Annotated in this window: 16 protein-coding genes and 3 pseudogenes; 11 read left to right on the top strand and 8 right to left on the bottom strand. The window is 58.6% G+C overall.

The window, feature by feature from the left end:
• From PIB16_RS20265 to PIB16_RS20245, 5 genes and pseudogenes are all read right to left on the bottom strand, one after another.
• Positions 1-2,682 (bottom strand): ATP-dependent DNA helicase (locus tag PIB16_RS20265; RefSeq protein WP_142843415.1); only part of this gene is annotated, 2,682 nt, incomplete at its 3' end.
• Between the two features lie 422 nt (positions 2,683-3,104).
• A pseudogene (locus PIB16_RS20260) lies at positions 3,105-3,233 on the bottom strand (IS110 family transposase); the annotation flags it as partial.
• A 618-nt stretch (positions 3,234-3,851) separates the two neighbouring features.
• Positions 3,852-4,598 carry an ethanolamine ammonia-lyase subunit EutC gene (gene eutC, locus PIB16_RS20255; RefSeq protein WP_012475942.1) on the bottom strand — a complete coding sequence of 249 codons (747 nt, stop codon included), beginning with the start codon at positions 4,596-4,598 and terminating at the stop codon, positions 3,852-3,854.
• Entirely contained in the window at positions 4,595-6,019 is a 1,425-nt protein-coding gene (locus tag PIB16_RS20250; RefSeq protein ID WP_077768183.1) for an ethanolamine ammonia-lyase subunit EutB, read from the bottom strand. Before PIB16_RS20250 ends, eutC begins: the two co-directional genes overlap by 4 nt.
• Before the next feature lie 241 nt (positions 6,020-6,260).
• A complete protein-coding gene (locus PIB16_RS20245) occupies positions 6,261-7,049 on the bottom strand; it encodes an N-formylglutamate amidohydrolase (protein WP_012475944.1) in 789 nt (262 codons plus the stop codon).
• A gap of 361 nt (positions 7,050-7,410) precedes the next feature.
• Between PIB16_RS20245 and PIB16_RS20240 the strand changes: the two genes are divergently transcribed.
• The 10 genes from PIB16_RS20240 to hisN all read left to right on the top strand — a co-directional run bounded on the left by PIB16_RS20240 (position 7,411) and on the right by hisN (position 18,862).
• Entirely contained in the window at positions 7,411-8,880 is a 1,470-nt protein-coding gene (locus PIB16_RS20240; protein WP_202048391.1) for an amidase, read from the top strand.
• A complete protein-coding gene (locus tag PIB16_RS20235) occupies positions 8,853-10,418 on the top strand; it encodes an ABC transporter substrate-binding protein (RefSeq protein WP_012475946.1) in 1,566 nt (521 codons plus the stop codon). Before PIB16_RS20240 ends, PIB16_RS20235 begins: the two co-directional genes overlap by 28 nt.
• 62 nt (positions 10,419-10,480) lie before the next feature.
• Positions 10,481-11,461 (top strand): ABC transporter permease, encoded by a 981-nt coding sequence (locus tag PIB16_RS20230; RefSeq protein ID WP_077768150.1) that lies wholly within the window; start codon positions 10,481-10,483, stop codon positions 11,459-11,461.
• Between the two features lies 1 nt (position 11,462).
• Complete coding sequence (locus tag PIB16_RS20225; RefSeq protein ID WP_012475948.1) at positions 11,463-12,380, top strand: ABC transporter permease; 918 nt, start codon at positions 11,463-11,465, stop codon at positions 12,378-12,380.
• A complete protein-coding gene (locus tag PIB16_RS20220; RefSeq protein ID WP_077768149.1) occupies positions 12,381-14,192 on the top strand; it encodes a dipeptide ABC transporter ATP-binding protein in 1,812 nt (603 codons plus the stop codon).
• A complete protein-coding gene (locus PIB16_RS20215; protein WP_161596387.1) occupies positions 14,182-14,940 on the top strand; it encodes a DeoR/GlpR family DNA-binding transcription regulator in 759 nt (252 codons plus the stop codon). The genes PIB16_RS20220 and PIB16_RS20215 overlap by 11 nt, the downstream gene beginning before the upstream one ends.
• A complete protein-coding gene (locus PIB16_RS20210; protein WP_012475950.1) occupies positions 14,933-16,198 on the top strand; it encodes a Zn-dependent hydrolase in 1,266 nt (421 codons plus the stop codon). The genes PIB16_RS20215 and PIB16_RS20210 overlap by 8 nt, the downstream gene beginning before the upstream one ends.
• Positions 16,188-17,117 (top strand): phosphotransferase, encoded by a 930-nt coding sequence (locus tag PIB16_RS20205; RefSeq protein ID WP_012475951.1) that lies wholly within the window; start codon positions 16,188-16,190, stop codon positions 17,115-17,117. The genes PIB16_RS20210 and PIB16_RS20205 overlap by 11 nt, the downstream gene beginning before the upstream one ends.
• 11 nt (positions 17,118-17,128) lie before the next feature.
• Positions 17,129-18,067 (top strand): choline/ethanolamine kinase family protein, encoded by a 939-nt coding sequence (locus PIB16_RS20200; RefSeq protein WP_077768147.1) that lies wholly within the window; start codon positions 17,129-17,131, stop codon positions 18,065-18,067.
• 3 nt (positions 18,068-18,070) lie between these two features.
• A complete protein-coding gene (hisN, locus tag PIB16_RS20195; RefSeq protein ID WP_012475953.1) occupies positions 18,071-18,862 on the top strand; it encodes a histidinol-phosphatase in 792 nt (263 codons plus the stop codon).
• A gap of 50 nt (positions 18,863-18,912) precedes the next feature.
• On the opposite strand, the gene PIB16_RS20190 is transcribed toward hisN, so the two are convergent.
• Complete coding sequence (locus PIB16_RS20190; protein WP_269703988.1) at positions 18,913-19,479, bottom strand: DeoR/GlpR family DNA-binding transcription regulator; 567 nt, start codon at positions 19,477-19,479, stop codon at positions 18,913-18,915.
• A gap of 33 nt (positions 19,480-19,512) precedes the next feature.
• Positions 19,513-19,671 (bottom strand): annotated as a pseudogene (locus PIB16_RS26795) (DeoR family transcriptional regulator); the annotation flags it as partial.
• Positions 19,672-21,257: 1,586 nt separating this feature from the next.
• Between PIB16_RS26795 and PIB16_RS20185 the strand changes: the two are divergent.
• A pseudogene (locus PIB16_RS20185) lies at positions 21,258-22,496 on the top strand (methyl-accepting chemotaxis protein); the annotation flags it as partial.
• A gap of 118 nt (positions 22,497-22,614) precedes the next feature.
• On the opposite strand, the gene PIB16_RS20180 reads toward PIB16_RS20185, so the two are convergent.
• On the bottom strand, positions 22,615-23,706 hold the full coding sequence (locus tag PIB16_RS20180; RefSeq protein ID WP_234888140.1) for an ROK family transcriptional regulator: 1,092 nt from the start codon (positions 23,704-23,706) through the stop codon (positions 22,615-22,617).
• Positions 23,707-23,711 lie beyond the last annotated feature (5 nt).

The following is a 23,711-nucleotide window of genomic DNA, read 5'->3' as shown; positions in this document are numbered from 1 at the left end:
ATCTACATCAACGCGCCGATTGGCATAGAGCATGCGGACCTTTTCGGGATCTGCCTTGATATCCCTTTCGTAAGCATCCGCCATTGCTTTCAGCGCCGACCCGGCGTCCGCCTTCTCGACAAGGGAGCCGGTTGCGGCGAGCGTTTCCACGAGCTTCTTGTGATCGCCAGCCTGCAGGGCTTCCACAATGGAAGTCTGCGAAAAATGACGCTCGCTGCCTGCAGAGTCAGCGCCTTGCATTTTCTGGTCATTCGAAGCCATATTTTTTTCTCCTGAGTCTTTGGTCGATCGTTTCTCTGAGACGTTTGAGGGGGCGTTCGTTGACGACAATTCCCAATTTGATCCCGGATCATCTTCCCGGTGCGGTATTGGACCCACTCGGCCATCAGTACCGATGATATGATCGACGTCCGCATACGTCGGTTGAACTGTGTTGGTGACCGAGGTTGCCAGTTTCAATCGTTCGAACAGGGAAGTGATATCTTCAACTTCCTCGGCAGAACTAACTGAGTGACGGGCCATTTTTTTGCGAGAATCGATTTCTTCCTTTGCCGCCGCTCGTTTCCGTTTCTCGATCGCTATCCCCAGGTTTGTTACCGTTGCGATCGTGACTTGGTGGCTTTCGTGGGCTGAGGTGTTAGCCGTCGATTCCGACCCGCAGAATTCCGGTTGCATTTGCTCTTCAGTCGTGATGACAGAAGACTGGAAAACTTCGAAGTCAATGGCGCTCGGGTAAAGGTCCGCGCTTTCCGGCATTTCCACATCCGATGTGGATGGTTCGTGCAGCTGGTTCTCCCCGAAGGAGCTTTCTTGTCTGCCTTGGAAGGAAAGCGGCGTCGTTGGAGAGATTTCCATCTGGTCGAGCGGCCTTAGCAAGTGCGCGTTCGAAACCGACGAGCGCTCTTGGAAGGCAGCAGGTTCGAGCGCTGGGAATTGAATGGAATTATTTGGCGCGCTTTGCTGAGTGAGCTTTGCACTGAGAGCCTCAACATTGTTTGCCACGAGGGGAGAAGCAATGACGTCGAGACGACTGCGATGCCTCGTCAGGCCGACATAGGTCAGCTTATCTGAAAGAGCACCATCACAGAGGAGAATGGCGTGATCAACTGTGGCCCCCTGACTCTTATAAATTGTAGCAGCATAGCCGTAGGTAAAACCCTTAAACTCGCTATCGGTCCAAGTGACGGTTCGTCCAGATCCGTCTAACCTTGCAGTAATGCGAACCCCAGCAGATGTGCCATTCTCAGCTCGGGAAGCTTCTGTGCTATTAAGTCCGACTACAGTTGCAAAAGTACCATTGCGGATGTCCGCTTGCAGACGGTTTTCGCTGAATATAATCCTGTCTCCCAAGACGAGATTAATCCTTTGCTGAACGCGTCTCGACGAACCCTCATCTATTCCAGATTCCGAACTTCCACTATCTATTACGCTTGACCACACACTCATTTGCTGGTCTTGCAATCCGGATTTGTCAACAAACCTCTGATGAAGAGCGATATTGGCGCGATTAACGCTCCTGTTGGAGTGTGCCATCACAAGACGATCATACACCGGATATCGGTCGCAAACTCTATTCATCTCCTCCAGCATGCGGTCAGTGATCTGGTCTGACGCCCTGACGTTTGAGCCGCTAGGAGGAGCATATACGAAATGGACGAGGCCCATTTGTTCGAGCGCTGTGAGATAGTGCCCGACGGCGCTCTTGGCATCGCGTCGTATGTCACGTCCGAGCTTTTCTGTTTCTATTCGCGACCGCGCGTCGAGCTGTCGAAGCGGCTGGACGAGTTCATAGCAGCCGGCTTGCTCCATAATAATCGGAAGCAGATCACCAGGTCCAACAGGGGGCAGTTGCCGATCGTCTCCCACACATATCAGTTTCGGCCTTTCGGTTGGGTGATAGGAAGTGGCATTTGCAACTGTCTCGATTAGTTGCGCGATCTCCTGCGTCTTGGCCATCGACATTTCGTCGATCACGACGATGGTATTTTTTCCGATGGTGCGGTCTTTCGCCTTGAAAGTCGTCGCGACGTCGCGAAGACCTTTCTCACGAAGCTCCTGGGCCGCCCGGTTGGTGGGTACGAAGGCAATCAACTTTATTTTCTCGGTCGGGAGCGCTTCCTCGTTGAACCTGTCCACCGCTTCGTTCAGGGCTCCAAGTACACTTGTTTTTGCGGAACCCGCTACGCCCACCATAGTGGAAGCTCGATTTCGCCTAGACAGATAATGTAATGCTCCTCTGAGCTCCGGTGTGAAAATGCCTCTATCGGCGACCATATCAACAATGGTTCCCGGAACGCCGAAGCTTTCTTCTGCGGAAAGATTGGTGACATGACGTACAGTATTCTGTTCCGCAGCTCTCAGCTCTGTAGAGGTGTAGAGAGGTTGGCCATCTGGAGAATCAAGCCGGGTCAGTTTGTCGCTTGCGACGACCTGTTGGAATAGCAGGTCGATTTCTTGTACCGGCCGTTTGTAGTGCGTGAGTGCCCGAGCCGCCGAAATCTTAAGTTGGTCTTGTCCGAAGCACGCATTGCGATTTGCGGCGTGGTTTACGACCCATTCCACAATATTGCTCTCGTCCAGCAGGTTACTGAACTGGCGAAGATCTGTCTGGAAGCGCGTAGGGACAGACGTGTCAACAGCAGCCATTCCGGGATCGGACATTACAATGTCGTCGGTTGGCATGCTTGCCACTCCTATTCCCCTCGCTTTCCAATCGTGTGTGATCAGCCAGCCAGGATGGAAAGTTCGGTAACGGTGCTGATTTCAAAACTCAATGAGCATCCGGTGCGGTCTCAAAGCCATTGAGGGGACATGGTGTTCATCAAAACCTAGAAGTCAGTTAGATGGCCCGCGTGGCTCCAAGTATATCTGAGGAAGAATTGAATTCCTTAAGCTCAGATGAGCAATCTTTCTATGGTGGATCGATTGCGAGGACTATAACTTGATATCAGGAACGCTTCTACACATGAAAAATTCAAAATCGCTACAAATGAAACTTTGGAAATGTTTACCTTTAAGGGTTACGGTTTGCAGTTTGTAATCATTAACGTTGGGTCGCTGGTTCGATCGAGCCTGTTCGTTGAAACGCGACTTTCATGCCTTTAGGCGAAGCGCGACAACAGTCCGCCGACGTCTGCGTGCTGAACCGTATGCTTCGAGATCTTCTCACCGCCACCTACCGACAATGATGTGACCAACCATGTCGCTCGGCTTAACTCAAGGAACACGAATATTGCACCTCTGTGCGGATTTCGGTCTTATTGTCGTAATGACTCTGGGAAGCTTCATGATCGTCTCCTGGAGCTTGATTGCACCCCGTGCGACCACACTCTCGCAGAGCGCTGGGCGCAGTTCACGCCTGCGGAAGTCCAGAGTGGCGTCAAGCTGGCGAGCGAAACCGGTCAGGTGCTGAAGACCATCGAAGGCTATATCGTCACGGTAAATCATGACGCGGACTCGAGCGCGACGTCGGCACGCGAACAGTCGGTCCGCCTTGCCGAGGTCAATACGGCAGTCAACCTGATAGACCAAATCATCAGCAGAATGCAGCGATGGCAAAGCGAGCAACGCGGCGAGCGCCTCGCGCGCGGGGTGAGGCCGCACGGCTTTGCGATCTCGTCGGCCGGTCGGACCTCTCGCCCGGTTTGCCTCCCCAGCACCGCGGATGGCGTCGGGTGTGACCAAGGCCATTGCCGACAAAGCTGCCGTCAAGCAGGTGGCTAGGCAAGAGTTCCGAGTTGCCCTCCCCGATCCGAACGGTGAACCTTTCGCACTCGGGGTGATTCCAAGAGGCTCGCCCACCGAACGAGAGGGGAGCGTCAGGACAGCCCTCGGTGATCGCGCCTCAGGCTTCATTCTTGCCCAGGGTTCGAAGAGATTTTTGCCGAACTCTCGGCACCCTCCTTAAGCGCCACACCGCTCAACTGCAAGCGCAGCGCCTCCCGGACGATCCAGGCGATCTTATCCGCGGCAATCTCGTAGCCGAGCCCGTCGGCGTGAATATTCGAAATGCAGTTACGCTCGCTGTCGCGCCGTCCTGCCTGGGGGCGGAAGGTGATGTAGGCACCCAGACTGTCAGGCACGCTTAACCCCGGTCTCTCGCCGATCAGGACGATTGCAACCTCCGCACCGAACGCCGCCGCCGCCTCGTCGCCGAATGCTACCCGCGCCTGTTCGCCCAAAATCACCGGGGCGACACTGAAGCCGCCAAGACGCTTCATGCATGCCTTGAAAAGCGGAACGGCATGACGCTCGACCGCCGAGGCGGAAAGCCCGTCCGCGATGACGAACGCGATGTCATGGCTATCCCCTGGCATTGGAAGATCGGCTGCAAGCGGCTGGCGACCCAGATCCGGGCGCGACAAGTAGATGGTACGATCCGTGGCGCAGGACCTGATCCGGATCGTTGATACCGGTGCAAGCTGCTTGGCGAGGGCGACAAAATCCACTTGACCGTGCACGGCGTCCCTGGCCTTCGCATGGGCCAGCTGGAAATCCAGAATTGCCGAGGTCGGCAACGCGTCGCCCGCTCTACCGAGTCCAATCCGGGCGCGTGTCGAATGGCGGAAGCGCTCAAACGGGTCTCGACCCCAACTCATGCGGACACCCCGTAGCTCAAGAGATTGCGAGAGAATTGGCCCGAGGCGCTGGCGGGCGCCAGCCGGCCCGAGTGATCAAGCATGCCCATGCGATTGAGCCAAGCCTCAAATTCGGGCGCCGGCGGACGATTGAACTGATGCCTGAGGCCGACAATATCGTGATAAGACAGGCTCTGGTAGTTAAGCATGACGTCATCAGCGCCGGGCACGGCAATCATGAAACTGACGCCCGCGACAGTCAATAGCACCATCAGATTGTCCATGTCGTCCTGGTCTGCCTCGGCATGGTTGGTATAGCAGACATCGACCCCCATCGGCACACCGAGCAGTTTTCCGCAGAAATGATCCTCTAGCCCGGCGCGAATGATCTGTTTGGCGTCGAACAGATATTCCGGTCCGATGAAACCGACCACGGTGTTGACGAGCAGCGGGCGGAGTTCACGTGCGACTGCGTAAGCCCGCACCTCGACCGTCTGTTCATCCACGCCGTGATGTGCATCTGCCGAAAGAGCGCTGCCCTGACCGGTCTCCAGATACATCACGTTGTTTCCGACGCTGCCGCGCTTCATCGACAGCGCGGCGTCATTGCCTTCCCTGAGAACGGCGAGATCGACGCCGAAACCATTGTTGGCAGCCTCAGTGCCGGCAATCGACTGGAACACAAGATCGAGCGGCGCCCCGGCCTCGATCGCCTTGATGGAAGTGGTGACATGAGTCAGCACGCAGGATTGGGTGGGAATCTCGAACCGCTCGCGCAGCCGGTCGAAAAGGACCATCAACCTGGTGCAGGCATCGAGGTTGTCGGTGGCGGGATTTATGCCGATCACCGCATCGCCGATTCCGTAGAGAAGGCCGTCGAGTGTCGAACCGGCGACGCCTTCTGGATCGTCGGTCGGGTGGTTGGGCTGGAGCCGGCTCGACAGCCTGCCCGGCAGGCCGATGGTGGAGCGGAAGGCAGTGACCACGTTACATTTACCGGCAACGGTGATCAGATCGTGATTGCGCATGATCTTGGAGACCGCCGCGACCATTTCCGGCGTGAGGCCCGTCGCAAGTGCTGCCAGCCTTTCGGTTGTCGCGTCGTAGGAGAGAAGCCAATTGCGAAACTCGCCGACCGTCATATGTGAAACTGGCGCGAAGGCAATTGGGTCGTGGCGATCGATGATCAACCGGCTGACCTCGTCGACTTCGTAGGGGATCAACAGATCCTCCAGGAATGTCTTGAGCGGCATGTCGGCAAGCAGGCAGCGGGCAGCGACCCGCCGCTCGTTGCTTGACGCTGCAACCCCCGCAAGCACATCGCCTGACTTGAGTGGCGAGGCACAGGCCATGACCGATTTCAGGTCGGCGAAGACATGGCGCTCGCGTCCAAGTATGATCGAATACATTTTATCTCCGCTCGTGGGTATCAGGCAGCCCATTTCTTGCGCAAGGGCGAAGCTACCTTCAAGATTGTAAGTCCAGCCCGAACTGGGCAGTGCGGGCGCCATGCCTCCTGAAAGCTATGCACGATCCATGCCACTCCTGGCTTGGGCGCGCGCGGTCCATTCATCGAAGGGCTTGTGCTCCTAAGGTGCCTCCGGACGATGCAAGCCGTGACCGAAGCATTTCGGATCCGCCATGGATCATGAGGCGTTCGGAACTCGATTGCCCGAGGCGGCTTCAACTGACCGTTTGCCCGGCCTTCACTGTCGAGGCTGCCTTTCCAATGAGCCTGGAGAGATAGCTGCCAACCGCAGCTTGGTCATCCGCGGCCACCAGGAGGTCATTTCTCACCTCTATCATGACATTTGGAATACCGTTCGCGATGCCGTGCTCGACGAGCGTGTGCGTGACCCCATCGGCTGGACCGTATGGCTGGTTGCGCATGACGACATACTTGCGATCGGCCCCTTCGAATTCCGCGAGAATTGCATCTGCGAGCGTCGTGTCGCTGTCGTGCAATATCCCGATCTCGACCTCGCGCTTCTTGCCGAAATAGACGGGGGTGAAACTATGGACTGTGACGAGCATCGTCCCGCGCCCCTGGGCCTTGCGAGAGGCGAGAATTTCGGACAGTCCATCACGAAAGGGTAGATAAATCTCGTTGATCCGCGTCAGGCGATCTGCTTCCGGCATGCTCTGATTTCCCGGAACGTCATAGATCTCGCTTTTGCCAACAATTGCAGACACTGCCTCCGGCGGGCGATTGCAGTCGTAAACGAGCCGCGAAAAGCGCTGGTAATAGAGGACCGCATCGAGAGATGACGAAAGATATCGTGCGAGTTCCAGGGCGCCCGGATCCCAGGCGATATGACTTGAACGCGCAGACGCATCAAGGCCGAGGTCGCCGAGTGAAGGCGGGATCAGGTGTGAAGCATGCTCGCATACGATTACAAACTTGCCGAGCGCGGCCTTGTTTTCGATCGCGATTGCAGACTCGCCAGGGGCGAGCAACGACAATTTACCCATAACAGTCTCCGTTGATATCCACACAATAACAACGAAAACAATAAAAGCAACATGATATCAACATTGCATAAAGTAGCCCTCTGTCGCGGTGGAGGTTTCGCCACGTCACGGCCCCTCGTTCGCTACGCCGATTTCTAACTGTTGCCGAAAACATGGGCAAAATGCCTGCAAAATATGCCTTTTTGTAAGGCAGATCCTCAGAGCATTTTATCCAATTCCCATCCTGTGCCGACGCTTGTGCTGTCAGCCGCGATCACTCTCATGGCGATTTTCTTAGCTACGGAAATTGAAAAACCCTCATCGGGTGTGTTGACAAACGCAAAATATCCACATAAATCCACATTCCAAGGAGATCGCAATCGTGGATTTTTCAGTTCTTTCGCTCAGCTCAGCAATTGTTTCCGGCAAGCTCACATCCGAAGCGCTCGTTCAGGAATGCCTGGCGCGCATTGCGCGGCTGAACCCCATCGTCAATGCCTTCAGCCAGGTGTTTGAAGAACAGGCCCTCAAAGAAGCGAGGGCCTGCGATCGCGAGGCAGCCGAAGGTCGGTTCCGTGGTCCTCTTCATGGTATCCCGATGGGCGTGAAGGACCTCTTCTTCGTGGAAGGGCAGCTATGCCAGCGCGGATCTCGTGCCTATAAGGATTTCGCTCCCAAGATGACGGCGCCGATCGTCCAGAGGATGATTGACGCCGGATCTATCATCATCGGCAAGACGACAACTACCGAAATGGGGTGGTCCGGTTCCGGCTTTTCCGAATTCTATGGCCCGACGCGCAATCCATGGGACCCCAAGCTCACAAGTGGTGGTTCGAGCTCGGGTTCGGGTGCTGCGCTCGCGGCCCGAATGGTTCCCTTCACATTGGGGTCCGATGGTGGCGGTTCCGTGCGCATCCCGGCAGCTTTCTGCGGTGTGTTTGCCATGAAGGGCTCGCTGGGGCGCGTTCCGGCTTGGCCCTGGAGCGCGACGGAGATGCTGTCCCACGCCGGTCCGATGAGCGTCACGGCAAAGGATAGCGCTTTCTTGTTCAATATTGCCAAGGGGCCCGATCCGCGAGACCATCAGGCGCTGCCGGACGACGGAGCAGATTACACTGAAACGCGATCGACAAAGTCCCTCCGGATTGGTTTTGCACCAAGCCTCTTCGGGTTCAAAGTCGCGCCGGAAATCGACCGGGTCGTGCGCGAAGCGGTCGATGCGCTCACCAAGGCGCTCACTATCGATGTTCGTTCGGTTTCCCCGGACTGGGAAGATCCGATCCGTATCTTCGAGACACTCTGGGTTGCCGGCCGGGGCGTCGCCTATGGGTCCCAGTCGGATCTTTCCGATTTTGGCAGCGGTTTCCGTGCGCTCGTCGAAGCGTCGGCACGCTACGATCTTAAGGATTATCTCTCGGCTGCGAAAGCGCGCGCGGAATTTGCTGGTCGCGTGCACGCACTCTTTGAGGACGTCGACCTGCTCCTCTTGCCAACCATCCCGGTCGAGCCGTTTGCGGCGGATCGGGAGGCGCCCGAAGGGTTCCAATCGCCCTCGGAAGTCCTCGCGTGGACGGGCTGGACGCCCTTTACATATCCCTTCAATCTTTCCGGCAACCCGGCAGCCTCGTTGCCTTGCGGCCTGACCGTCAACGGGTTGCCCGTTGGCCTGCAGGTCGTCGGCCGTCGCCACGCCGATGCGCTTGTCATGGCATTCTGCCAGCAGGCCGAGGACCATCTTTTCAAAAACAACAATCCTCCACTTGTCGTTGCTGGCGACAAGATGGGGTGGGGAACGCCCAGCAAATCAACTGTGGAGATGTCGTCATGGAGTTCAATAGAAGATCGCTCTTAAAGAGTTCGGCGCTTGCGGGCATCGCACTTGGCATGCCTATCCTCAATACTAAGTTCCTGGTCAACCCGGCCAATGCCGCGGAAAACAAGGTCCTTAAATTTCTCTCGGCCGAAACTCTGACCGGCAACTGGGATCCGTCTTCTCACACGACGCTGGCGCAGATCAACCTTGAGAGCTTTGTGTTCGGTTATCTAACCCGCGCACCGATGACGCCGGAAAAGCCTGACGAGCTCGTCATGGAACTGGCGACCGAGATGAAGCTGATCGACGAGCACACGCTCGAATTCAAGCTGCGCGAAGGCGTCACCTTCCACGACGGCAAGCCGTTCAGGGCCGAAGACGTCAAGGCGACATTCGAGTATGCAAGTCGCCCCGACCGACCGGCCGCCTGGTATCCCGGTCCCTGTGAAGTCGAAGTCGTCAGCGATTACGTCGCGCGCGTCAAGACCGACAAGGCCGGCTACCCCGCAAGCCTTTTCTGGTTCCTGTCCTCCTTCCTGCCGATCATGTCGGCAAAGGACGTCGCCGACCCGAAGACGCTCTCTGCCCGGCCGAACGGCACCGGTGGTTTCAAGTTCGTCAAGCAGGACGGCAACACGACCGTTCTCGAGGCCTTCGACAATTTCTACCTCGGCAAGCCGACGATTCCCGGACTGCATTTCAGCTTCGTCGGCGATGCGACGACCCGGACACTGGCGCTTCTGAATGGCGAGGCCGACCTTATCGAACGCCTTGAAGCCGAACAGGTCGAAACGATCGAAAAGACCGGCGGCTTCCAGCTTCACAAGGCGATCTCGGTCGAGAACAAGTATCTTTGGTTCCGTTGCTCGAAGCCGCCCTTCAACGACTGGAGACTGCGTCGCGCCGTGTGCCACGCGATCGACCGGTCGGTGATCGACGATATTCTCGGCGTTTCCGGTCACGCGTCGAACTGCTACGTGTCTCCGGTCAAGTTCGGCTATGTCGATATCCCGAACTATCCGAAGTTCGATCCGGACCAGTGCCAGAAGCTTTTGGCGGAAGCCGGCTTCCCGAAGGGCGAAGGTCTGCCCGAACTCGAATACATCACGTCGGTCGGCTTCTACCCGAAGACCAAGGAATATGCCGAGGCCATCACGGCGATGCTTCAGGAACAGGGCTTCCCCGTCAAGCTCAACGTCATGGAAGTCGCGGCCTGGGGTGACGCGCTCTACGATCGTCCCGGCGGCGGGCCCGGTCATATGATCGACTGCGGCTGGTCGACGGGTTCGCCGGAACCCGATCTGGTGCTGAGGACCCATTTCCACTCGACGACGCACCGCATCTGCGGCATCCAGGATCCGGAAATCGATGCTGCCCTCGACAAAGAGCGCAACGCCTCAAAGCCCGAGGAACGCAAGAAGGTCATTCAGACCGAGCTGATGCCGTTGCTGGCGGAGAAGACGCCATCATTTTCTCTCTTCACGTCCGTTTTCATCCACGGCATGCGTGATGGCCTGAGTGGTCTCTACATCTACCCGAATGGTATGATGGACGCCAACAAGGCGACATTGGCCTGATCCAGCGCTGCGGCCACTGCCTGGCAGTGGCCGCCTTGGCCCCGACAGACTAGGGTAAGTACATGTTCCTTCTATCATTCCTGATGAGACGGCTTCTGCAGGGGGGCCTGATCATCCTTCTCGTCATATTCATCATCTTCACGCTGTTGCGTGTGGTGCCGGGTGACCCCGCGCGCCTTATCGTCGGCGGCATGGCCCCTGATGCGGTCGTGGCGATGAAGGCAAAGGAACTTGGTCTCGATCGGGCCATCCCGCTGCAATTCGTCTCCTATCTTGGCCATTTGGCGACCGGCGATCTTGGCACGTCGTTCGTCAGGCCGAAGAGCGGGGCGAGCCTGGCCGGCTCGGCCTATAACGACCCGACACGCGAAGAGCGGGCGAAGGTCCTAGATCTCATTCTCGATACACTCCCGATGACCCTGCAGCTCGCAGCCGTCGCACTGGTCATCGCGTTGCTCGTTGCTGTTCCGCTCGGCCTTGCCGGCGGGCTCTATCAGGGTCGCTGGCCCGACAAACTCGCGCTCGCATTGGGGTCGATCTTCGTCTCGACCCCGAACTTCTGGCTGGGCATCGTGCTGACGCTCTTTCTGTCGGTGAAGCTCAGGCTTCTGCCCGCGATCGGCTACAACGGCTTCGAATACACCATTCTGCCCGCGATCGTGCTCGCGGTGGAGATTGCGCCGTTCATCCTGCGTACGTTGACCGTTTCTGTCGCTCAGGTGTTGCGCGAAGACTTCATTCAGCTTGCTGCTGTTAGAGGCCTGAGCCGCGGGCGCACGATCTTCTCGCATGTGCTGGGCAATTCCGCGGTCCCGTTGATCAACTTGCTGGGTGTGCAACTCGGCATGCTTCTGGGCGGCGTCCTCGTGGTCGAGTTCATCTTCGACTATCCGGGCCTTGGGCTCCTGACGATCAATGCCGTTCAACAGCGCGACTTTCCGCTCATCCAGGGCGTCGCGATCTTCATTTCCGTGATGTTCGTGGTGATCAACATCCTGGTCGATCTTATCGCGATGACCATCGATCCGAGACTGGAATACTGAGATGACCGATATCGTAGAATTGAGCGCCACCGAGCGCACCGTCGTCAAGCGCGGCACCACACCGACCAGACGCATGTTGCAAATTGCCGTGGGGCGCCTCGACTTTCGCATTGGCCTCATCGGCTTCGGATTGCTGCTTGGACTTGCGATTCTCCTGCCATTTGTCAGTTCGGTTGATCCGCTCAAGATGGCCTACAGCCACAAGTTTATTCCGCCATTCCCTTCCGAGGGCTGGCAATGGCCTTATGTGCTCGGTACCGATCAACTCGGCCGTGACGTTCTGATGCGCTGTCTCGTCGGACTGTGTTATTCGCTGTTCATCGGCGTGACGACCGTGGTTCTGATGTTCATCGTCGGCTGCAGTCTCGGTCTTCTTGCCGGTTTTCGTGGTGGTTGGCTCGATACGGTCATCATGCGGCTGACCGATGCTCAGCTGTCAATTCCGATGATCATTCTTGCCATCACCATTCTCGGCGTGTCACGCCCGACCGTGCCTGCGATCATCCTCGTGCTTGGCCTCTCCGGCTGGCCGCTCTATGCCCGCGTCGCGAGATCCGTGGCGCTCGGCGAACGCAATCGCGGCTATGTTCTCGGTGAGAGGGTTCTCGGTGCCTCGGACCTTCGCATCATGCTGTTGTTTGTGGCGCCTGTCGTTCTGCCTCCGATCGCCTTCGTCGCTGTGCTCGATATCGCCCGCATGATGATCTTCGAGTCGATCCTCGGCTTTCTCGGTCTCGGGGTTCAGCCGCCGACACCGACATTCGGCAACGTGATCGCGGATTCACGAAAGTATCTGCTGAACGCATGGTGGATCGCGACGATGCCCGGTCTGTTCCTGCTGATATCGCTGACCTGCCTCAATCTGATGGGTTCGGCGTTGGAGCGCGCGCGCAATGCGGTTCTGAGAGGGGATGCGTAAATGAGTGATCCAATCCTAGCTGTCTCCAATCTCTCGGTCGATCTCCTGCGGGATGGCGGCAAACGGCGCATCGTCGACAATGTGGACTTTGCGCTCCAGCCAGGCGAAGTTCTCGGCCTCGTCGGCGAAGCCGGATCGGGCAAGTCGGTGCTGGCGCGTGCCATGGTGAACGCCATTCAAGCACCGCTGGAAATCTCTTCCGGTCAGGTGATTTTTGAAGGAAAGGACGTCCTCTCCCTCGATGCGCGGGGTCTTCGGTCGATCAGAGGAAACCGCATTGGCTTCATCGGTGCAAACCCCATGGGTTCGCTTGATCCGAGGCTGCCGATCGGCCATCAGATCGTCGAGAAGCTTCGATCTGTCCGGCCTGATATCGGTAAGGCGGAAGCGAAGGAAAAAGTTCTCGATCTCCTTGGCCGGGTGCATATTCCCTCACCGCGCTCTCGCTTCCACGAGGCGCCCTTCCAATTCTCCGGCGGTATGATGCAGCGCGTGATGATTGTCGATGCGCTCGTTTCCGAGCCATCGCTTGTTATCGCCGACAATATTACGCAGCCGCTCGATGTAACGGTCGCAGCCCAGATTATCCGGCTTATCGACAGCCTCAGGCAAAGCCTCGACACGGCGTTCCTGTTTATCTCTTCGTCGTTACCGGTGGTGTCACAGATTGCCGAGCGAACGCTCGTCATGCAAGGCGGCCGCATCGTCGAACGGGGCAAGACTGCCGATATTGCTGCCAACCCGCAGCAAGCCTATACGCGCGCCCTCCTCTCGCGCATTCCATCGATCTGGAAGAACGTGTCGGCGCCGGAAGCAAAAGACGGTGAGGCTGTCCTGACCGTCGAAAATGCAACCCGAACCTATAGCGTGCGCCGGCGCGATGCGTTCAATGCCTTCAACGAAGTCAAGGCGGTTCGGGACGTGTCCTTTACCGTCAAGGCGGGTGAAAATTTTGGCATCGTCGGGGAAAGCGGTTGCGGCAAATCCACGCTTACGCGCCTGCTTGCCTGGCTCGAACAGCCAAATGCCGGTCGCATTGCGTTCCTCGGGAAGAACCTCTCGAGTCTCTCTGCTCGTTCGTTGACGGAGATGCGCAAATCGTTCCAGCTTCTGCTGCAGGACCCCTATGGATCGCTGCCGGCGGGCATGTCGATCATACGCATGATCGAGGAGCCGCTTCTGATCCACGGCGTCGGCCGGCGTGATGCCGAGCAGCGCGCGCAGGAGGCCATGCGCGAAGTCGGCCTTCATGCGGACCTCGCCGAACGATTGCCTGTGGGGCTTAGCGCCGGGCAGCGCCAGCGCATCAACATTGCTCGAGCCCTGGTGCTGAAGCCGCGCCTCTTGATCCTTGACGAGACCTTGTCGGCGCTCGACCAGGTCGAGCAGGCCGAGCTCCTCGATCTCTTCAAACGGCTCCAGGCGGCACACGGGTTTTCCTACATTTTCATATCTCACGACCTGGCGCTGGTCCGTCGTATCTGTCACCGCGTGGCGGTCATGTATCTAGGGCGCATCGTCGAACTGGCTGACAACACGACGCTTTTTGAACATCCGCACCACCCGTATACGCGGGCGCTGCTGAGCGCCATGCCGACGCTGGAGGAAAACCGTTTCCCGGGCGCGCAATATCTGCTCGATGGCGAGCCCCCGAGCCCCATTCATCTTCCGGTCGGCTGCTCGTTCCGTTCGCGCTGCCCGCGCGCGCAGAGCGACTGCGAAAAGACCGATCCGATGCTTGTGGGTTCTGATGGCGGGAATTACGCAGCCTGCCTGCATCGGCATGAGGACGAGGCGGTCCATGTCCAGTGAGATCCGCAAGGAGATCATCCTGGAGCGTCTCGGCCGTGATCAGCGCGTCAGCGTTGTCGAGCTTTCAGCAGAGTTCGGCGTTTCGGGCGAAACCATTCGCCGCGATCTGAAGAACCTCGAAGCAGAAGGTGCTGTGCGCCGCGTGCATGGCGGCGCAATTCCAGCCGGCCGCACAGCCGACACGCCGATTACCGAGCGCATCAAGCTCAACTCGACTGAGAAGGATGCGGTTGCCGGCGTGGCGCGCAACCTGATCAATGACGACTGTGTGATCTTCCTCGATACCGGCACGACGACGCTTGCGCTCGCGCGCCGGCTGATCGGCTTCAAGAAGCTTCGGCTCTACACGAATTCCCTGATGATTGCACAAGCCGCCTGCCAGCATTTCGGCGTCAGCGTGCACGTGACGCCTGGAAATCTGCGACCGGTCGAGCAGGACCTGGTCGGCTATGACACGCTATCCTACATCCAGCAGTTCCACTTCGACATGGTCTTCATGGGTGCCGCGGCAGTCAATGTCGAATATGGCTTCATGGACTATGAAGAAGACGAGGCGCGAATCCGTCAGATCCTCATAAAGCGGTCCTCGCGAAGCGTCATGCTGGCCGATCATTCGAAGTTTGGAAGGGTCGGCAATGTGATCACCGCTCCCTTCGGGCAAATCGGTGCGCTTGTGACCGACCGGCGTCCGCCGGAAGACATCCTCGGCGCCGTTCGGGCAGAAGAACTGGAGATCATCCATGCTTGACGCGGCGACGACACGGCGGACGGATTTCGATGCGATCTTCGACCGAATTTCTGCCATCGGTGCTCATCCCGGAGCGGGAGTGACGCGCCTCGCGGCGAGCGCCGAGGACGGCATGGCGCGAGGTGTTTTTGCCGTGTGGATGGAACAGGCAGCCGTCCAGATCGCGAATGATGCGATCGGCAATCAGTTTGCCTGCTTCGATTGGGCCGGTCAGGATGCGCCCTGGATTTTTGCGGGCTCGCATCTGGACACCCAACCCCGAGGCGGTCGTTTCGACGGCACCTTGGGTGTCCTGACTGCCGGACAGGCCGCGCTCGCTATTCACGCCGAGGTGCAACGCGGACTGTGCAAACCGCGCTACAACCTCGCGGTGGTCAACTGGACGAATGAGGAAGGCGCCCGCTACCAGCCGAGCCTGACCGGCAGCACGGTCTTCTCCGGCGCATTGGCGCTTGGCGATGCATTGGAACTACGCGACGGAGACGGCGTATCCCTCAAGCGCGCGCTCGAGGCCATAGGCGTCAGCGGCAGTTCGGGAATTGTTCCCCCTCCCCCGAAAGCCTATGTCGAGCTGCATGTCGAGCAGGGACGGAAACTTCTCGAAGCGGGCCGAAAGATCGGCGTCGTCGAAGGAACCTGGGCGGCGCGCAAGAAGACCGTCCGCTGGATCGGCCGGGCAGCGCATACGGGTCCGACGCCGATGGCCGATCGCCGAGATGCGCTTCTCGCCGCAGCAAGAGGAATTGCCGCCTTCGAAGCAGTCGTCGCGGCCAGCCATCCCCTCCTCCACCGCTCCGCTGCGCGCCTCGTGGTCGAGCCCAACTCGCCGAACGTTGTCGTCGACCGGGCGACTGTGTGGTTCGAGCTCAGGGGGCCTGACGTGGCCGAACTCGACATGGCAGGTGAGCTCGCCCTTGCCGCGCTCGAAAAGGCGGCAGCCGAAACCGGCACGCAGCTGGAAATCGTCGCCGATACTTTGCGCGATCCCGCCAGCATGGACAGGCGGTTAATGGCACTCGTCGATCGCACGGCACGTTCTTGCGGTTTCGAGCCATTGACCATGCGTTCGGTTGCAGGCCACGATGCTGTCGCCTTGCAAAACAGTGGTATCCCGTCGGCGCTGATCTTCATTCCGAGCGTCGATGGCATCGCCCATCATCCCGACGAACTGACCGAGCCACAGGACGTGCAGGCGGGGCTGGCGGTGCTGACCGCCACGCTTCGCAACATCATTGAGGGAGAGTTCCATGCAGGATGATGCTGCAGTTCAGGCTGCGCTCGACGCGGTCGGCCTTTCCGGCGCCACCCTCTCAGCTCCGATTGGCGGAGTGGTGTCGCCCATTCACCGCGGCGTCGAAAATCTCTGCTTTTTCGCAAGCAAGGCGGATCAGCCGCGGGTTTTCGTCAAACGTCTCCACGATGACATGTCTCGGTTTGTTGCCCTGAACCATGTGGCGGAGGCCAGCCGCAAGGCAGGCGAACTGGGCATTGCCCCGCGGCTCATCCATGCCGCTCCCGAGGGCGGCGTCCTGGTATTCGAAGCGCTTGGCGAGGAATGGGCGTGGGGGCATGCCGATGTCCTTCGCCGCCCGCGGGTTCTCGAAAATCTTCTGACGGCAAAACGCAGCTTCCATCAGGCTGAGAGGCTTGGCGAAACGCGCAGCGTTTTCGAGCTCGTTGCCGCCTACCGGCAGCTTGCCGAAGGAGCGGATGTGATCTTGCCAGCACCGGTATTCACCGTCTCTGCTGCCGTCGAGCGCATTGCCGGCGCCATCGGCGCCGCAGGTGTCGATACGGTCCCGTGCCACGCGGACGGCATCTCGTCGAACGTCATGGTCGGACCGGACGACGGAGTTCGGCTGGTCGATTTCGAGTGGGCGCGCCAGGCGGACCCCGCGTACGATATCGGAACCGTGCTGGCCGAACTCCTCCCATTCGATGGCGAGGCGCTGCTGGCCATTGAAATCGCAACCGGAAAGCCGGATGCGAGCGTGCTCGCGCGGGCACGCCTTTATGGAGCGGCCGACGATCTCATGTGGGCGCTTTGGGGCTTCATCAATGCCGCACGCTCGCCGCGCAAGCATGTTGAATTCTTCAAATACGCCGAATGGCGGCTTCTGAGAGCCCGCACGGTCATCGAAGGACCACGCTTTGAAACATGGCTGAAACAGGTCTGATGGAGAGAGCGATGAGACTGAGATTGGGTGAAGGCGCATCGCAGGCCGAGCAGGCGATCGAGCAGGCCATCATAGCCGTGGCGGACTGGCGAGGCCTCGAGGTTTCCTACGAACCAGTACCCGGGGGCATCAGCAATCCCAACTGGCGGGTTTACGTCGAAGGTGCGCCGCACAGCTTCTTCGTGAAGATACCCGGCGCTGGGACCGAAATGTTCATCGACCGGAGAACTGCCAACGAAGCCGGCCGCAGGGCGCACGAGGCGGGCGTCGGCGCCCGGATCATCGAGTTCTTCCCCGAAACGGGGGTCGAGGTGAGTGAATTCGTCGAGGGGCTCAGAACATCGACAAACGCCGATTTTCTTGATCCTGTCATCCGCCTCAACGGTCTTCGTGCGCTGAAGGCCTTCAACGACACCGCACCGCTTTCGCAGCGAAAGACCACCTTCGACATGATCGACGAACATTTCCAGCAGGTCCTGGAGCTTGGCGGCGATTTCCCGAGCGACTTCGGCTGGATGAATGCGCGCTATCGCGAGGCGCGAGCTGCGCTCGAGGCATCGGGTCTCGATCTCGCGCCCTGCATGAACGACACACTGGCCGGCAATTTCCTCCTTCATTCCGATCGCCGGGTCATGCTTGTCGATTTCGAATACGCCTCCACCAATGATCGGGCGGCGGAACTCGCGCTTTGGTTCTGCGAGATGTGCTTCTCGCCGGAGACCGAAAAGGAACTGATCGAGGAATATTATGGCCGGGCGGATCCGGGCGTTCTGGCGCGGATCGCTTTGTTCAAGGCTCTCGTCGACCTCAAATGGTCGACCTGGGCGATGGTGCAGAACGAAGTCTCGCGTCTTGACTTCGACTTCTTCAAATATGGGTTCTGGAAACATATGCGCGCGCGTTTCGCAATGAGCAATTCGCTGTGGCCGCAATGGCTGAAGGCGGTCTGACACATGCAAAGCACTGAAGAGGTGATCTCTCCCGATTTTCTTCGCCGCCTCGCGGCAGTTGCCGCCCGCGAGACATTGCCCCGGTTCCGGTTGCCGGGAGCCGTCGTCAACAAGATTGCCGGCGGGTTCGATCCGGTCACCGAAGCCGACCGCGAAACGGAGAAAGCGCTTCGAGCGCTTATCCGTTCGGAATATCCCGATCACGGCATCCTGGGCGAAGAGTTCGGCAATGAAGGCGCGGATGCGGGCCTGGTCTGGGTCATCGATCCGATCGACGGAACCAGGTCGTTCATATCAGGTATCCCGCTCTGGGGCACGCTTGTCGGGCTGACCAGGGATGGTGATGCGGTGGCCGGCATGATGGCGCAGCCTTTTATCGGGGAATTGTTTTATGCGACGGGCAACGGCGCATACTACGAGGGCCAGCACGGACAAACGCGGCTCGCAACCAGCGCGACGAAGAACCTTGCCGACGCGACGCTCTTCACAACGACGCCGGCGATCTTCGAAGCCGACCGGAGAGCAAGCTACGACCGGCTCGAAAAACAAGTGCGGCTCGCGCGTTACGGGACCGATTGCTATGCCTATTGCATGCTTGCGGCAGGGCAGATCGACTGCGTCGTGGAAGCGGGCCTCTATCCCTACGACATCGTTGCCCTCATTCCGATCATCGAGCAGGCCGGCGGCGTCGTGACGGACTGGGACGGGGGACCGGCAGAAAATGGCGGCGGTATCGTGGCGGCGGCAAATTCCTCCCTGCATGCGCAAATCATGGCTTTCCTGCACGGGGATTGACCACGGGGCTTCCTCAGACGGCGGACACCGGTCTGACGCTTTCGGTATGGTCAACCGTGGATGATTTCGAGGTCGCCCCTTTTGGCGGCCGCCAATATATTTGCCGGGGGACGTTGATCGGTGACCAATGTGTTAACGCTGGAAAATGCGGCGGTAATGACATTGCCCGTCTTGCCGCACTTGGAATGATCGGCCAGCATGATGCTTCTGGCCGTCTGCTTCAGCAGAGCCTGGCGAATTCGCGCTTCATCCTCTTCATAGTCCATGAAGCCATACTCCGCCGCGATTGCCGCCGCACCCATAAAGACCATGTCAAAGTGGAATTGCTGGATGTAGGACAGCGTATCATAGCCGACCAGATCCTGCTCAATCGGGCGGAGATTTCCCGGCGTCATTTGGACCCGGACGCCGAAATGCTGGCAGGCGGCTTGCGCGATCATCAGGGAATTGGTGTAGAGCCGCAGCTTCTTGAAGCCAGTCAGGTGGCGCGCAAGGGACAGGGTGGTGGTGCCTGTGTCGAGGAAAATGGCGCAGTCGTCGGTTATGAGGTTGCGCGCCATCTGCGCGACCGCGTCCTTTTCGAGCGCATTGAATCTGATGCGGTCGGTAATCGGCACATCCGCGGTTCGGCCGGCCGGTATAGCGCCTCCGTGAACGCGCCGAACGGCTCCCTCGGCCTCCAGATCCTTCAGGTCGCGCCGAATGGTTTCACCCGAAACACCGAACTCTGTCGAAAGCTCCAGAACGCTGACGCGTTGATCACGATCGAGTCGTTCGAGAATGACTTCTTTGCGAACTTCACTCGACATTGACAGCTTCGTCCTCGGGTCGGTGCGGGGGTCGACAGCAACGCTGATGCTGACAATCCCTTAAAGCGGCAGATCTATCTCGCAAGCCTTCGGAAAAGGTTGCGAGATGCTTGTAAGGATGACGGTGAACCGGGAAGTCGACGACGTTGTCCTTGGATTTGTGTATTTATGTGGTGTTTGCGGATCTTTCAAACAAATTACGCGATCTTCCACCGCGCAATGACCATCCCGCCCGCGCGAGAATCGCTGCCTATGTGATCAGCAACGCGCTTGCCTTCCATACAAAATGAACCCTTCGATCGAAATCCTGGTCCGGAGTGAATGCGATTCTGTCCCTGCTCCATGTGGGAATGTTGGAATATTGAGGGCATATCACCGGAGAATTGAGCTAAAATCCACAAAAGCAACATCTGAAAACCTCAAGGTTCTTGAGGGCGTGCCTAAGCAACATATTGAAAATAGAAAGAAAGTTATGACCCGTAACGGATTTTTCAGAACTGTCGTCGATGATGATTAGCAACTGTTTGACTCGAAATGGATTCAAAATGCAGATTTTCCACAATGCTTTGCAATTGTCCCACCGCATGCGATCCATTAAGGCCAAGTTTGCCGTGGTGATCATAGGGACAGCGATCGTCTCTTGCGCGTCTGTCGGAGCATTGAGCTACCAGATCGGAAAGAACGGTTTGATCGAGGCGAGCAAGATCCGCCTTGAAGCGATTGCAGCCAATCAATCGAAGGCGCTCCGGGCCTATGATGAACGGGTCGAGCAGACGCTGACCGAGATCGCGCAGAGCCAGTCGCTCGGAGAGATGACGGAGCAGGCCGGAAAGGCCATCGCAATGTCTGATGCCAAGATAAGGGAGGCGTTCCAGGACATGTCGAAGAGCCCCGCACAAAGAGCGGCTTTCGACGGATCGACCGTCAAGATGCTCTATGCCGTCAAGCATAGCTCGGTGCATGGGCCACTCTTCAGCGCCTGGAAGAATGCCGATCTCAGCGATATCTTCGTCATCGATAACAATGGCCAGGTGGTCTATACGGTCACCAAGGGACCCGAGTTCATGGCGGCCGTCCAGGATTCGCAGAATGCCGCCCTGAAGTCCCTGTTTGCCTCATCCATCGCCGGACCGGCCGACCAAGTGTATCGGACGGGGTTCGTTTCGTTCAAAAGCGAGGAAAGCGATGTTTCGGCTTTTCTTGCCAAACCCCTTGCCAACGTTGTCTGGGGCTCTGTCGTCAAGCGCGGCACCGTCGTGATCCGTATCGCGCCGGCAAAGCTTTTGGCGCTCATTTCGCCCGAGGGCTTGGGACGGAGCGTCGACGAGGCGTTTCTGATTGCCGCCGACGGCACCTTGAGAGCAGGCAACGTCGCAGCGGAAAATGGAGTGCCGCCGGAGCTGCTCAAGGCCGCGAACGAGCAGAAGAATGGCTCCGTCTTCGCTGATGGGGCCCATGGTTCAAATTTTTACTCCTACGTCCCTGTCACCCTCTTTGGTCAGCCGCACCTTCTCGTCATCGGCCAGAGCAAGGCTAATGTCGTCTCCTCGGCAAACGAGCTTGCAAAGTGGGCCGCGCTGACCGCTCTCGCCGTCCTTTTCGGAATGGGTATCGTCGGGTACATCTTCTCCTCCCGTCTTACGAAGCCGCTCGCGGACATCACAGGCCTGATGAACCGCCTGAACAATGGCGATCAGGCAATCGAGATCCGGTCCGTCTCGCGTTCTGACGAAATCGGCATCATGGCGCGGGCGCTCGAATCCTTCCGCCAGGGGGCAGTCGACAAGGTGCGAATGGAGGAGGAGGCGATCCAGCGTAACCGTCAGATCGAAGAGGAAAGGCAACTCCGCGAGACGGACAGGGAAAAAAGCGCGGCCGAGCTGGAACATGCGGTCTCGGCACTCGCCGCCGGCCTGAAGAACCTGGCCGACGGGCGGCTCGATCATCGCATTGCGACTCCTTTCGCGCCCTCCCTCGACCAACTGCGGAAGGATTTCAACGGCTCGATGATGCGGCTGCAGGCGACGATGCGCCAGATCCGCGACAATGTCGAAATGATCCAGGGCAATGGCAACCAGATGGCCGAGGCGGCCGAGGATCTTGCCAAACGGACTGAGCAGCAGGCTGCTTCGCTCGAAGAAACGGCAGCCGCCGTCGACGAGATCACCGTCACGGTTCGCTCGTCGGCGGAACGTGCCAAGGATGCCGACCAGATCGTCCGCCAGGCCAAGCAGAGCGCCGACGATTCAGCCATCGTCGTCAACAATGCGATCGATGCGATGGGCCGGATCGAAGAAGCCTCCCGCCAGATCGAGCAGATCACCGGCGTCATCGACGAGATCGCCTTCCAGACCAATCTGCTGGCGTTGAATGCCGGCGTCGAGGCGGCACGCGCCGGCGATGCGGGCAAAGGCTTTGCCGTCGTTGCCCAGGAGGTGCGTGAACTGGCGCAGCGCTCCGCCAAGGCGGCCAAGGAGATCAAGGTCCTCATCAACAAGTCGACGGCCGAGGTCAATACCGGCTCGCATCTGGTCCAGGAAACCGGTTCGGTCCTTGCGAAGATCAGCTCGCAGATCGTCACGATCAGTCAGCATGTCGAGACGATCGCCCGCGGCAGCCACGATCAGTCGAGTGCGCTGCAGGGGGTCAACTCGACCGTCAATCAGATGGACCAGATGACACAGCACAATGCGGCGATGGTCGAGGAGACGACGGCCGCGAGCCGCGAACTCGCCTCCCAGGCTGACGGCCTGTTGGCGCTGGTCCAGCACTTTCAAATCGGAGGCGAAGATGAAGCGGCGTTGGCCCACAGTCGGGCGGCGTGATTTGCCGCAGTTGACATCGATTGACGCGGCGTCCCGTTCTTTCAAGGCCTCTTCTACGGCCGGTCCCGCGCATGTCGGGCTGGGATGGTGGCGGTGAACCCAGCCGCCACCACGGTCTTCAACTTTCCACCATGAAACGGGAGATGAATGGCAGGCTTGCAGCACCGACGGCCTTCGGCGTGTTCAATATGCCGCTCGGCATCACGGTCACTTCGGGAACCAGCTTTTGCAGCGAGACGCAGATGTTCCGATAGACGACATTCGGCACGAATGAAGAAACGATCACCGCTTCGAGCTCGACAAATTGCGCGAGCGACTTGACGATGCCCTGCATCTTTTCCGCCAGTTTGCCTTCCCATTCGAGAACCAGACTGTTCTCCGGCCATGGTGCGAGCGGCTGCCACAGGTGATCCGTTGGCGCGCCCACGGCGGTCAATACGGATTCCAAAGATGCCACGCCGACATCGAAACTGACCACCGAATTGCCGTGGTGGATCTGGTGGTTCAAGACCAGGCGGCTGTGGAGGTTCGCGCCGATATAAAAGTAGAGATAATCGGAAAACGGCTTGGCGACACCGAACATGCTTTCGCCGCTGGCCGCAGCCGTAATGTCGTTCTGCACGAACACCGAGTAGCCGGTAAGCTCCTCGACTTCCTTCTGGAGCGAGTCGAAGTAGGCCTTTTCCTCACGCCCCTCCGAAGCGCTCGACGGAAGCGCAAGGCCAATGCCGGCTAGACGCTTTTGAGCATTCTTGGGGACGATGTTCACCGCCTGACGAATGGTCTCGATGAACATTGTCTGGTTGCTGTCGCGTTCGGGCTGCGGATTAGGCAATTGCATATGATAGCGAACGGCGCCGGCAAAATCGATCAGAACGACGTCGGTACGCTTCAGGCCGACACTGATGCCGATCGAAAAGGCCCCTTCCGGATTGAGGGCAACCGGAACGGTCGGAGGCCCGACCCGTCCCTTCTGGGCTTCCCCCTTCGCAACCAGTCCTTCCTGCTCCAGCGACCTGACCAGCACCGAAATAGTCTGGGCTGAAAGGCCCGTCCGTTCGCCGATCTCCAATCGGGTGATCTCGCTGTTCTGAAGCAACAGCGACAGCAGCAGGCGCTCATTGTAACTGCGCACGCTGACCGCATTCAGGCCGGTTGCCCGATCGGCAATACGCAAGGGATTGGGTGGTGCAAAACGCATATCAGGCATCAATG

It is taken from the genome of Agrobacterium sp. ST15.13.015, assembly GCF_027871645.1.
In the GTDB taxonomy this organism is placed as follows: domain Bacteria; phylum Pseudomonadota; class Alphaproteobacteria; order Rhizobiales; family Rhizobiaceae; genus Agrobacterium; species Agrobacterium leguminum.
This window is presented reverse-complemented; position numbering and strand designations above follow the sequence as displayed.

Coding starts and splice junctions, on each gene's coding strand:
- eutC (WP_012475942.1), bottom strand. CDS start 4,598: ATGAGTTGGGGTCGAGACCCGTTTGAGCGCTTCCGCCATTCGACACGC.
- PIB16_RS20250 (WP_077768183.1), bottom strand. CDS start 6,019: ATGGGCTGCCTGATACCCACGAGCGGAGATAAAATGTATTCGATCATA.
- PIB16_RS20245 (WP_012475944.1), bottom strand. CDS start 7,049: ATGGGTAAATTGTCGTTGCTCGCCCCTGGCGAGTCTGCAATCGCGATC.
- PIB16_RS20235 (WP_012475946.1), top strand. CDS start 8,853: ATGGAGTTCAATAGAAGATCGCTCTTAAAGAGTTCGGCGCTTGCGGGC.
- PIB16_RS20230 (WP_077768150.1), top strand. CDS start 10,481: ATGTTCCTTCTATCATTCCTGATGAGACGGCTTCTGCAGGGGGGCCTG.
- PIB16_RS20225 (WP_012475948.1), top strand. CDS start 11,463: ATGACCGATATCGTAGAATTGAGCGCCACCGAGCGCACCGTCGTCAAG.
- PIB16_RS20220 (WP_077768149.1), top strand. CDS start 12,381: ATGAGTGATCCAATCCTAGCTGTCTCCAATCTCTCGGTCGATCTCCTG.
- PIB16_RS20215 (WP_161596387.1), top strand. CDS start 14,182: ATGTCCAGTGAGATCCGCAAGGAGATCATCCTGGAGCGTCTCGGCCGT.
- PIB16_RS20210 (WP_012475950.1), top strand. CDS start 14,933: ATGCTTGACGCGGCGACGACACGGCGGACGGATTTCGATGCGATCTTC.
- PIB16_RS20205 (WP_012475951.1), top strand. CDS start 16,188: ATGCAGGATGATGCTGCAGTTCAGGCTGCGCTCGACGCGGTCGGCCTT.
- PIB16_RS20200 (WP_077768147.1), top strand. CDS start 17,129: ATGAGACTGAGATTGGGTGAAGGCGCATCGCAGGCCGAGCAGGCGATC.
- hisN (WP_012475953.1), top strand. CDS start 18,071: ATGCAAAGCACTGAAGAGGTGATCTCTCCCGATTTTCTTCGCCGCCTC.
- PIB16_RS20180 (WP_234888140.1), bottom strand. CDS start 23,706: ATGCCTGATATGCGTTTTGCACCACCCAATCCCTTGCGTATTGCCGAT.